General features: G+C 53.4%; 12 protein-coding genes. 2 read left to right on the top strand and 10 right to left on the bottom strand.

Annotated elements, in window-relative coordinates; all coding sequences use genetic code 11:
• Positions 1-25: 25 nt before the first annotated feature.
• Positions 26-589, top strand: a complete 564-nt coding sequence (locus tag GKC03_09795) for a glycosyltransferase family 2 protein (GenBank protein ID NYT12819.1) — start codon at positions 26-28, stop codon at positions 587-589.
• Here the strand turns inward: GKC03_09795 and GKC03_09790 are convergent, their stop codons facing one another.
• The 5 genes from GKC03_09790 to GKC03_09770 all read right to left on the bottom strand — a co-directional run bounded on the left by GKC03_09790 (position 590) and on the right by GKC03_09770 (position 4,658).
• Positions 590-1,147: a uracil-DNA glycosylase gene (locus tag GKC03_09790; GenBank protein NYT12818.1), complete on the bottom strand. Its 558-nt coding sequence runs from the start codon at positions 1,145-1,147 to the stop codon at positions 590-592.
• The gene (locus GKC03_09785; GenBank protein NYT12817.1) at positions 1,122-1,652 is read right to left on the bottom strand and encodes an orotate phosphoribosyltransferase; all 531 of its coding nucleotides are present in this window, start codon (positions 1,650-1,652) and stop codon (positions 1,122-1,124) included. The genes GKC03_09790 and GKC03_09785 overlap by 26 nt, the downstream gene beginning before the upstream one ends.
• A gap of 4 nt (positions 1,653-1,656) precedes the next feature.
• Entirely contained in the window at positions 1,657-2,220 is a 564-nt protein-coding gene (locus GKC03_09780) for a CDP-2,3-bis-(O-geranylgeranyl)-sn-glycerol synthase (GenBank protein NYT12816.1), read from the bottom strand.
• Positions 2,221-2,243: 23 nt separating this feature from the next.
• Entirely contained in the window at positions 2,244-4,169 is a 1,926-nt protein-coding gene (locus tag GKC03_09775; GenBank protein ID NYT12815.1) for an ATP-dependent DNA helicase, read from the bottom strand.
• 90 nt (positions 4,170-4,259) lie between these two features.
• Positions 4,260-4,658 (bottom strand): hypothetical protein, encoded by a 399-nt coding sequence (locus GKC03_09770; GenBank protein NYT12814.1) that lies wholly within the window; start codon positions 4,656-4,658, stop codon positions 4,260-4,262.
• Positions 4,659-4,855: 197 nt separating this feature from the next.
• Between GKC03_09770 and GKC03_09765 the strand changes: the two genes are divergently transcribed.
• A complete protein-coding gene (locus GKC03_09765) occupies positions 4,856-5,146 on the top strand; it encodes an MTH1187 family thiamine-binding protein (GenBank protein NYT12813.1) in 291 nt (96 codons plus the stop codon).
• On the opposite strand, the gene wecB is transcribed toward GKC03_09765, so the two are convergent.
• From wecB to GKC03_09740, 5 genes are all read right to left on the bottom strand, one after another.
• Complete coding sequence (gene wecB / locus GKC03_09760) at positions 5,143-6,204, bottom strand: UDP-N-acetylglucosamine 2-epimerase (non-hydrolyzing) (protein NYT12812.1); 1,062 nt, start codon at positions 6,202-6,204, stop codon at positions 5,143-5,145. The genes GKC03_09765 and wecB overlap by 4 nt on opposite strands.
• A gap of 41 nt (positions 6,205-6,245) precedes the next feature.
• A complete protein-coding gene (locus GKC03_09755; protein NYT12811.1) occupies positions 6,246-7,853 on the bottom strand; it encodes a phosphoglycerate dehydrogenase in 1,608 nt (535 codons plus the stop codon).
• Positions 7,850-8,854, bottom strand: a complete 1,005-nt coding sequence (locus tag GKC03_09750) for an alanine--glyoxylate aminotransferase family protein (GenBank protein ID NYT12810.1) — start codon at positions 8,852-8,854, stop codon at positions 7,850-7,852. The genes GKC03_09755 and GKC03_09750 overlap by 4 nt, the downstream gene beginning before the upstream one ends.
• A 92-nt stretch (positions 8,855-8,946) precedes the next feature.
• On the bottom strand, positions 8,947-9,138 hold the full coding sequence (locus GKC03_09745; GenBank protein NYT12809.1) for a hypothetical protein: 192 nt from the start codon (positions 9,136-9,138) through the stop codon (positions 8,947-8,949).
• Between the two features lie 146 nt (positions 9,139-9,284).
• The coding region (locus GKC03_09740; protein ID NYT12808.1) for a hypothetical protein at positions 9,285-10,657 on the bottom strand (1,373 nt) is incomplete at its 5' end.

The following is a 10,657-nucleotide window of genomic DNA, read 5'->3' as shown; positions in this document are numbered from 1 at the left end:
GCCAAGTGAATTCGACTTCGAGATGATGATCGTCGATACCAATTCCAAGGATCGGACCAGGGAAATCGCTGGGTCCAAGGGAGCGAGGATCATCGACGAGCCCAGGCGAGGCTACGGCCGGGCCTACAAGACAGGGTTCGAGAGCGCCGATGGCGAGATAATAGCCACGCTGGACGCTGACTGCACCTACCCCGCTGAGGATATACCTGCTCTCGCTAGAACGCTCCTATCTGAGAACTTGGATTTCATCACTACCAACCGATTTGCCCGACCCGAAGAAGGGGCGATGAGCTCGTCCCACCGATTCGGGAACAACATGCTGACCTTCACGCTCAACCTTCTTTTCGGCATGGGAATCAAAGACTCTCAGAGCGGGATGTGGGTGTTTCGAAAGAGTTCTCTTGAGAAATTCGATCTCACAGACGACGGCATGCCTCTTTCAGAGGAGATCAAGATAGAGGCTTTCAGGAAGGTAAAGGCAAGAGAGATCCCAATCACCTACCGCAAGAGAAAGGGAGAGGTGAAACTTTCATCTTGGAAGGACGGGAGGAAGAATTTCGCCTTCTTGTGGAAGAAGAAATTCTCCTGATCAGATATAGTGATCCCTGACCAATCGTATCGCTTCCCTAAGACCTTCCCTTGCCCGTAGGTTGAATAAGCAGGCGGCTGGATGATATGTGGGCAGGAATTCTACCTGTTCCCCTCCGATCATCACCTTTGTGACCACATTGGCTTCATCCATGAGTCTGACATCTTTTCCCATGAGGTTGCCGCACGCGGTTCTACCGAGACCCACGATAAGCTTCCTTCCCCTGAGCTCTTGCTGCAAATAGGGGGAGCATGCCTCCCTCTCCTCCCTGGTGGGCACTCTGTTGTTGGGCGGCCTGCATTTCACGGTATTGGTGATCATTATGAGATTTCGTGGCAGTCCCTCATCTTCCAGAAGTCGATCGAGCATCTTACCTGCCCGTCCGACAAAGGGTCTTCCCTCCGCATCCTCGTTCTTTCCGGGAGCCTCACCCACGAAGCAGACCGGTGATCTGACATCCCCATCGGGAGCAACGACCTTGGTCCTCCACTCAGAAAGTGGACACCTTCTGCACTCAAGGTCGAGATCCAAGTCACTCCTCCAGCAACTGGTCTGCAGTGAGCAGCGGATGAAAGCTGAGGCCCATATCTTCCAGGCGCTCCTTTCCACCGCTTTGCCTGTCCACCACCGCTATGACATCCTGGACCAGAGCCCCTTGTTCCCTAAGGGTCTTCACCGCTTCAGAAGCCGAGAGGGCGGAGGTCACCACATCCTCCACGACGATGACCTTCTCCCCACTATTGAGAGTGCCCTCTATGGTCTTTGCCGTCCCGTGATCCTTCCTCTCCTTCCTGACCATCACGTAAGGGATACCAGTCTCCAATGAAAGCGCAACTGCAATGGGTATCGACCCCAGAACGACTCCGGCCAGGCGATCGCAGTGAAGGTCCTTTTCCTCGATGAGCGATGCAAGCCCAGCGGCTATCTCCCCCAGGACCTTGGGGTCGGTGCTTGCTTTCTTGATATCGATGTAATAAGTACTCTTCTCCCCGGACGAGAGCGTGAAGGTACCGTACATCAGGGCGCCACACTCCTTGAGGGATTCCTTAAGATCTTGAGTCATGTTATCACCATGGAACGTCCTTCTTCCCCATTTTGTAACCGATTATATTAACACCTCGGTGTAACAGTGGGACCGCCACCAGCAGCGTTATCAAGGCTATCCACCGGTTTCCATCCCAGTAGTTCCCGATAAACCAGTCAGGGTAGAATATGAGCAGCAGTATGATGGAGCCGATGAGGAAATCATATTGGTCCAGAACGGGCATCTTGGCTCCTCTCTCGACACCGAGCCTTCTCTTGAGGAGGGATCCGCCCATATCCCCGAGCAACGAGCCGAGCGATAGGACGAAGATCACGCCGAGAGCCTCGGGATAGGATCCGAACCCCCAAAGCGTCTCGCTGTCGAAGGGGAAGGCGACCATCATACACACCAGTCCCAAGGCCACACCCGCAGAGCAGCCCCCGATGAGGCCACACCATGTCTTTCCGTCGCCCAGTATACGCTTGCCGCCCCATGATTTTCCGAAGTCCACCGGTGTTCCGCCTCCGAAGATGACCGCAGCTGAGTTTGGCAGTAGGGCGGGCAGCATCAGCCATATCCCGCTCAATGCGACCAGGACTTCCTCCATCGCCGGATGATTCAGTTGAATTGTTAAGTTCTTTTCGGATTATCAAGCATATCGCGAGATTCTCTTCGCTCGAAGAACTCGTGAACATCGCGTACAATGGAATCGGAGAGTCGTATCCTCAAAGAGGTCGAGAACTGCTCCGCCCTCCGATCGAGTATCACGGCCACCCCAATGTCATTCTCGGTCCTGATGAGCCTTCCGATGGCTTGCAGCACCTTCCTGGTCGCGGGAGCCTTGACCGTGTAGTCCCAACCCCTTCCAAACTTCAGCTCGTAGTAGTGGAGTAGGGATCTCTGCCTCGCGGAGGGCTTGGGATACGGAATGCCAACGACAAGAGCTGCCTCAAGGTCCTTATCGGGGAAGTCAAGACCCTCGCTGATCCTTCCCCCCATGACCGCGAACAGTACCCCCCCTTCCTCCCGCGAATTCCTGAACTCCATCACTGTATCCATGAGGTCTGCCTGGGACATCCCCCTCTCTTCCATGTGGACCCTTCGTCTGATCCTTCGCGTGACTCCATCGTTGACGAAGCGCTCCATCAGAGAGAATGAAGGAAAGAACACCACTGTATTCCTGTCCAACGTGTTGCAGAGCAGGACCACGTAGTCCTCAAGCCTCTTGAACATCTCATCACCCCTGGAGAGTTCCTCGTACCGGGTGGTAACATCCTCAAGGAAGAGTATCTCCCTGTTCTCCTCCGGAAAGGGGGAGGGAAATACCCTGAGTATGCCGTTTCGAGGGAGTCCTACGGAATCTCTGTACTCCTCCAACGGTTCCAAGGTGCCGGACATGTGTATTGTAGCTTTGCAATCCAACAGGGGTGCGCAGGCCAGAGACGGGTCCATGCAATATCCCTGGAAACCGGGATTGTCTCCTCCTAGCACAAGTTTGACGAAGCTCTCCTCGTCCATCTTCATCCAGAACTCGAGAAACGAGCCAAGGGCATGAACGTATGAGCGGGGAAGGCGACCATCTTCCCTCTTGCCCTCCCTGATCGCCTCACCGTACACCTTGAGAGCTTTGGCCGCCGACTCCAGCTTCTTGGAGGTGACAGAAAAACCGCCCATAAGACCCTCCTCCAAGAAGAATGGTGGAAGCAGGCCATCCTCCTCGATAAGAAAATCGACCAGGGCAATGCCCATCTCCTCCCTGATGAGTGAGATCATGTCCATCGCGCTCACCCCATTTATGAGCTCTGGATCGCCATAGTCGACAAGCTCCCTATCCACTAGCTCCAGTGATCTCTCGGTCAGGGTGAAGGATCGGGTATCGCGGGCATAGTCGGGAAGATTGTGAGCCTCGTCCACCACGACCACTAGCTTCCCGGCATCCAGGTTCATCCACTCCATCAGAGCGTATCTTATGAAGGGGACGAAGAAGTAGGCATAGGGGGCTGTAACGACCACGGCGTCGGAGGCCAGCTCCTTCATGAGCTCGTAGGGACAGACCCCCTTGAGATCGCAGTGGTCAACGAACTCCTCTACGGTGGGCAGTTCCCTCCTGCAGTAGTTCTCAATCGTCTCGGATCCCGTGTCCAGCATTTGCCGGTAGAAATGGCATCCCCCCTCCTTGCCGGAAAGTGACCTCCTCTTCTTCTCCGCACAGAGCCTGGAGAGCTCGTCTGGAGTTCCGCCATGGAGCGAGGGATCGCTTCTCACCAGTGGGCAAGTACCCCTTCTACCCTGGATGCCCATTCCAAAGACGGTATTCTTCTCAGCGATCTTCCTCAGTTCCAGCATAACCTGCCTCTGCTGAGAGTTTGTCCTGGTCAGGTAAAGCAGCTTCTCTCCCTCGTCTAGTGATTCCAGGACACCCGAGATGGCACAAACCGTCTTGCCTGTTCCAGTTCCGCTCTCGAGAACCAGATGGGTCCTGGTCTTCACTGTTCTAGATATTAGATCGACGAGTTCGGACTGATACTTCCTTGGGGTGTACGGGAAGAAGGACATCTCGTCAATACCCTATAGTAGATGAGAAAATGATTTCGGACGGGTGACCGAAAATAATGCCTTCCCTATCTGTCAGGTCTCTATGCTCGACTAGACCCTCTGCCAGATCTCTTCTGGTATCTCGTCGTAGATCGAGTCTCCACCATCATCCACAAAGGCGGAATGTCCGTTCTCCGTGATGAGTTCCTCTATCCTCGACTTTCTGAAAAGCCAGTAGTGGATCCTCCATTCCCTTCCGTCGTAGAGTGTGGTCTCCTCCCGCTCGGTGGTGAGGATCCCGGTGTCCTCGAGCATGTAGAATGCATCGCGGTCCTCGGGCTCAAGTATGTTATCAATTATCCTCTCGCTATATCCAAAGAAATTCATCACGTGCTGCGCCATTGCCCTTGCCTGATCCTCGGGCATTCCATTGCTGTCAATACTCTTTCGAATAGCGTGAGTGAGATGATCGACCGTCAATGTGGACCTTCCATTTCCATCAAATCTCATAACACAATTCCCCCGGTTCAATACGTCGCCCTTTTAAACCGAATAAAGGAATCATTAAAAACCCTTATATATAAACATTGTGCGAATTTCCTCATCTGGCAATCACTCTAATTCTCCTAATTTCATAGTACATTAGCTAAGTAATGTAACCCGAAAGAATCTAATCCGTTCAGGTCCGATTTACTAGGTGTGAGAAGATGCTGGTAGAGTTTAGCGTAGTTCCCTTGGGGAAGGGCGAGAGCGTGAGTGAATACGTGGCGGAATGCATGAAGATAGTGAGAGAGAGTGGTGTAAGGTATCTGCTCACTCCCATGGCCACGATACTTGAGGGTGAAATGGACGAGGTCATGGAGGTAGTAATGAAATGCCACACCAAGGTCTTGGGGATGTCTGACAGGGTCATTACCACCATCAAGATCGACGACCGGAAGGGCAGGAAGGACGCAATGACCCAGAAGATAAAGAGCGTGGAAGATAAATTGGCCTAGAGATCCTCAAGAGCTTCAACGATCCTAGTCGCCACATGGACATCACCGTATGAGGTAGGATTGGGATCTCCTGGTCCAAGATTCTCAAGTGCATCCAATATGGACTTGCGATCGGAACCTACCAGGACATTCCATCCATGATCTACGGTCTCTACCCACTCGGTTTCGCACCTCATAGTGATGCAGGGAACACGGAAGAAGAACGCTTCCTTCTGAACGCCGCCCGAATCGGTCATAATGGCCTTTGCATGCTTTTCAAGAGAGATGAAGGAGAGAAACCCTTGTGGTGGCAATAGAACTATATTTTCCGCCTTTTGAATAGAGGGCAGCATTTTCCACCGATCGAGGTTCTTCTTGGTGCGTGGGTGAATAGGAAACACGATGCTCTCATCGGAATCAATCATCGCTCCGATTATCGACTCCATATTCTCGATCGAATCGGCATTATCCTGCCGATGGACCGTGCAGAGTACGAATTGTCCACTCTTGAGCTCATTCCTTGTTAGGATTTCTGTCGTCAGCTTGGGCTCTATCATAAGAAGGGTCTGGACCATTGTATCGCCTACAAGGTGCACATGCTCCTCCTTACCTTCCTTTCTCAAGTTCTCGACCGAAGCTTGTGAGGGGCAGAGAAATGCTGTGGAAAGATGATCGGTCAGTATCCTGTTTATCTCCTCCGGCATCTTTCGGTTGAAAGAACGAAGACCTGCCTCTACATGTGCGATCGGTATGTTCAGCTTAGCCGCGGCAAGCCCCGCGGCGAGGGTGGAATTCGTGTCCCCGTAGACCAAAACGACGTCTGGTTCTTCAATCAAGAGAGTCCTCTCACAGGCAAGCATGATGGCCCCAGTCTGTTCGGCGTGAGTTCCCGAGCCGATCCCGAGGTTGTAATTCGGATCAGGTATACTCAACTCTTCGAAGAACACCTGGCTCATCTCATAATCATAGTGCTGCCCAGTGTGCACGATAATATGCTCGTGTCGCCTGGAAACCTCTGGGTGAAGCGGAGCGAGCTTAATGAATTGGGGTCTTGCGCCAACGATAGAGAGTATCTTCATCGAATCACCAATCGAATCGGGAATAATACATCCTACGAGGCCTATAACTGCATGTACTCCTTCGGTCTCATCTCACTAAGGCGAATATAGCGTGCCTCTTGCAGTCCTGCCTCTCTGACCAGTTCATCCAGAAGTTCCTTCTCCACGAAATCATCGACCACCACCAGCATCAAGGCCCTCTCGCCCCGATTTCGCCTGCCAACCCGCATCCTGGCTATGTTGATGTTGTTGTTGCCAAGGATGTTGCCCACCTTGCCTATCACACCTGGAACATCCTGGTGGATGGTCATGATGAGATCACCCTCTAGAGGCATGTCGATATCGAACTCGTCTATACCAACCAGCCGAGGTTCGTCGGCCGGGAATGCCGTCCCACGGACCTCGAGCTTGTGCCCGTCTGACTGCAACTGCACGCTTATCATATTCACGAAGTGAGAGGACTCGTCCACCTTGGACTCCACCACCTGGATGCCTTTCTCCTTGGCGATCGCCTCGGCGTTGATTATGTTGGTGTTCTCCCCGGTTATATTTGAAAGAGCCCCGATAAGCGCTGAGATGCGGACCATGCTGGTATCCCTGCTCGCGATCTCTCCGCAGACGGTTACCTGAACCCTCCTGAGCGGTGAATCGAAGATGTTCATCGCGAAGCATCCAAGAGTCTCCGCTAGTGGAATGAAGGGCGCAACCTTCGGATCCACCTTTCCCCTTGGGGCATTGACAGCGTTGCTGATTCTCCCCTCAAGGAGAAACTTCTTGACGTGCTCGGCCATCTCCAGCGAGACCTTCTCCTGGGCTTCCTTGGTCGATGCCCCAAGATGTGGGGTGGTCACTATGTTGTCCAGCTCCAGTAGCTTGGAGCCCAAGGGAGGTTCCTCTTCGTACACGTCAATCGCGGCCCCGGCTATCCTTCGTTCTTCGAGGGCGCTGCAAAGCGCATCCTCATCGATGATCCCTCCTCTGGCGCAGTTGATTACCAGCGCGGAGGGCTTCATGAGTCTGAACTGTTCCTCCCCTAGGAGGTGGTAGGTTCCCTTGGTCAATGGAGCATGGACGGTGATGATGTCCGCTTCTTCCACCACTCTTTCCAGGGGGAGAAGCCTTACACCAACCTTCACCGCGTTCTCCGGCGATATAAAGGGATCGAAGCCGATGAGTCGCATCTGGAAGGCCTTGGCTCTCTTGGCAACCTCTCCTCCTATCCGGCCGATACCAACGATGCCAAGGGTCTTGCCGCTGAGCTCTATGCCCGTGAACTTCTTCCTTTCCCACTTGCCGGACTTGAGAGAGTTGTCTGCCCAAACGATCTTGCGGGCAAGGGTGAGCATCATAGCCATTGTGTGCTCGGCCGCAGAGAGTATGTTGGCTGCGGGTGTGTTCATGACCAGGACTCCCTTCCGGGTGGCATGATCCACGTCGACATTGTCGACGCCCACTCCGGCCCTTCCCACCACCTTGAGATTTCTGCCCGCGTCGATGACCTCCGAGGTCACCTTGGTACCGCTCCTTATGATGATGCCGTCGTAGTCGGCGATCTCCTTCAGCAGCTCTTCGTGGCTTAGCGTGGATTTCACATCCACCTGAACCCTCGCGTCTCTTTTCAGTATCTCCAGGCCCTCGTTCGAGATGGGGTCAGTCACAAGCAACTTCACGCTAATTCCTCCATAACCTTATTCATCACTGCCAGGAACTCCCTTATATCGGGCACGGTCAGGTCGCCCATATGACCTATTCTGTAGGTCTCGTCTTTAAGCTTCCCATATCCGCCTGATATCTCGTATCCCTTTCCCTCAAGGGAGTTCTGAATCGCATCAAAATTGAATTCGGTGTTGTTCACCACCGTGATAGTATTGGAACGATGACCTTGCTCAGCGAAGAGGCCCGCCCTCCTTTCTGCCCATTCCCGGACAATATCTGCCATCTCCTGATGCCTCTCGTACCTGCTAGTCATGCCCTCCTTTAGCATACGGTCCAGCTGGAAATCCAAGCCATACATGAGAGACACGGGTGGGGTGGTCATTGCGTAGTCCTTATCGGCATACTTCTTCAGCTCCAGCAGGTCGAAGTAGAAACCCCGGTTCTCCACGCTCTTGGCCTTCTCCAGCAATCGGTCCGAGGCGCAGATCACGGCCAGACCGGGAGGGAGTGCCAGTGCCTTCTGGGTACCGAAAACAAGCGCGTCCACATCAATTCGGTCAAGTCGGAGATCGATTGCCCCGACGGATGTGACGCCATCGATGAAAACTAGAGGATCGCCCTCCTCCCTGATGGCGCGGATCAGATCCTCAACCGGATTGAACACGCCCGTGGATGACTCGTTGGATACCAAGGTGACGGCCTCTGTGCTCTCATCGACCGTTCCCTCCAGGTCCTTGGGTCGAACGGCCTTTCCCCATGGCACCTGGAGTTTCACCACCTCCTTGCCGTTGGCTGTACCGATCTTCTGCCACCTCTCGCCGAACGATCCGTTCGAGATACCCAGCATCTTGCTCTGGACACCGCAACGGACGCAGGACTCGAGGAAACCCGAAGAGGAAGTCGCCGCCAGGATGATGTGCATATCCGTCTCCAGCGCCTTCCTCAGCTTCTCCACTATGCTTCTGTGGAGGTCCTTGTAGTCCTTGCTCCTGTGCGTCATCATGGAACGGTTCATGGACTGAAGAACCTCGGTGCGGACCTCGACAGGACCCACTGTAAACAGTCTTGTATTCACAGATACACCCCCAAGAGATTTCCAGAACGATCCTACGACCGGTCAGGGAGTCTCAAGGAGGGTATCTGGTATCCTCCTCCGGCTCCCGCTCCCCATCCAGATCCGCAGCACGCGGCGGTGGTGCTTGACCGTAGGATCGTGTTCTCTATGCCCGGCGTAACCTCTAGCCCAATGGGCGAGAGGCCAGAAAAGCCTATGTTCTCGGGCACGAGATAGGATGTCATGTTCGGCCGGGTATTCTTGCCCTCCACATATATAGATTACTATGAAATGTGATGGCCCAATCGGTCGATCTCAGAGTCATGGATTTAAAGAGAAATAAGGATAGAGGATTGGTTGATCCTCACTTTCTATTATCTGTGAAGAGCGTCTAGGACTTCAGCTTCCTGAAGAGTACTAACGCTACCACGGCCACGATCGCCACGACAACCACGATACCAATGATCAGAGTGAGGTCTAGGTCAACGCCCCCTCCATTCCATGTGACTTGTGCCGTGGCGGAGTACTGACCTTCTCCCACCTCGTTCACGGCCGTAACCCGATAAGCATAGGTGTTTCCTTCGCTGATATTTCCGTCAGTGTATTCGGTGTGGTTACCTATTGTGGTCAGGAGTGAAAGCTGAGCTGAGGACGGTCCCCGGTAGATGCGATAGTTTTCCACGGGTTTGCCCCCATCGTCAGTCGGTGCTTGCCAATCCAGGATCACCTGCCCATCAACTAACTGGGCCTGCAGATTCCCGGGAGGGCTCGGGGTTCCATAGGGCGTGGTCTGAACCAGTTCGGAGAGATCCCCCTCTCCTAACGAGTTGAAAGCGCTAACGCCGTAGTAATAAGTCACCCCGTTATCCACAGTGTTGTCGTTGTAATCAGTCACGTTGCCGATCAGCCCCAGTGTAGCCAGTTGTTCGGGGTTGGTTCCTCTGTAGACCATATAGTTGATTATGGGAAATCCCCCAATATCCAAGGGGGGCTCCCAGCTAAGACTTACGTAGCCATTCCCTGGATCCGCGATCAATTCCCTGGGAGCAGAGGGTGGTCCTTGCCGAATATTTGTCAGAATAAGTGATTGGGCCTCTTGGTCATAATGGGAGATGAAGGGGCGATCATTGGGGGCCAAAGCGATGGAGGTCCAGAACCCCACATCGCCGGCCGATTCCGCCAACTCGCTTGTCCATGCGCCATCGGAATTTGTGGCGTACTTCAGGTCAAGCGAGTCTATCTTCTGATAGCTAATGTGCACATTGTCCGAAGAATCGAGGGCTATTGAGGTGTAACGGCCCACCTGCCCTTCGCTGTCAATGGTATCAACAGTCCAGATGCCTTCAGAATTTGTGGCGTGTTTCAGATCAAGCTGGGTCTCATCACAGTAGCTTATGTGCACTTTATCAGAAGAATCCAACGCGATGGAGCTGTAGGTGCCGACATTTCCTGCATCGTCAATGGTATGATTCTCCCAATAGCCACCTGCATTTGAGGCATATTTCAGGCTCTGACCTGTAAGATCGTAGTAAGAGATATGGACCGCACCCTGGGAATCCACACCGATCGAGGTAAAGAGCCCGGTATCTCCCTCACTGTCCACGGTGAAGTTCTCCCAGAATCCATTGAAGTTTGTGGCGTATTTGAGATTGTTATTGGTGCTGTCATAGTACGAGATGTGGACCTTATCATCTTCGTCGAGAGCGATAGAGGAGTATCTTCCCGCGACGGTCGAATTATCAACGGTCTGGTTCGACCAGCCTA

This window comes from Methanomassiliicoccales archaeon, assembly GCA_013415695.1.
Taxonomy (GTDB): Archaea; Thermoplasmatota; Thermoplasmata; order Methanomassiliicoccales; family JAAEEP01; genus JAAEEP01.
Note: the sequence above shows the minus strand (reverse complement) of the source record. Positions and strands in the feature narration are given on the sequence as shown.

Coding starts and splice junctions, on each gene's coding strand:
- GKC03_09795 (NYT12819.1), top strand. CDS start 26: ATGATCGTCGATACCAATTCCAAGGATCGGACCAGGGAAATCGCTGGG.
- GKC03_09775 (NYT12815.1), bottom strand. CDS start 4,169: ATGTCCTTCTTCCCGTACACCCCAAGGAAGTATCAGTCCGAACTCGTC.
- GKC03_09780 (NYT12816.1), bottom strand. CDS start 2,220: ATGGAGGAAGTCCTGGTCGCATTGAGCGGGATATGGCTGATGCTGCCC.
- wecB (NYT12812.1), bottom strand. CDS start 6,204: ATGAAGATACTCTCTATCGTTGGCGCAAGACCCCAATTCATTAAGCTC.
- GKC03_09765 (NYT12813.1), top strand. CDS start 4,856: ATGCTGGTAGAGTTTAGCGTAGTTCCCTTGGGGAAGGGCGAGAGCGTG.
- GKC03_09770 (NYT12814.1), bottom strand. CDS start 4,658: ATGAGATTTGATGGAAATGGAAGGTCCACATTGACGGTCGATCATCTC.
- GKC03_09785 (NYT12817.1), bottom strand. CDS start 1,652: ATGACTCAAGATCTTAAGGAATCCCTCAAGGAGTGTGGCGCCCTGATG.
- GKC03_09745 (NYT12809.1), bottom strand. CDS start 9,138: ATGACATCCTATCTCGTGCCCGAGAACATAGGCTTTTCTGGCCTCTCG.
- GKC03_09750 (NYT12810.1), bottom strand. CDS start 8,854: ATGAACCGTTCCATGATGACGCACAGGAGCAAGGACTACAAGGACCTC.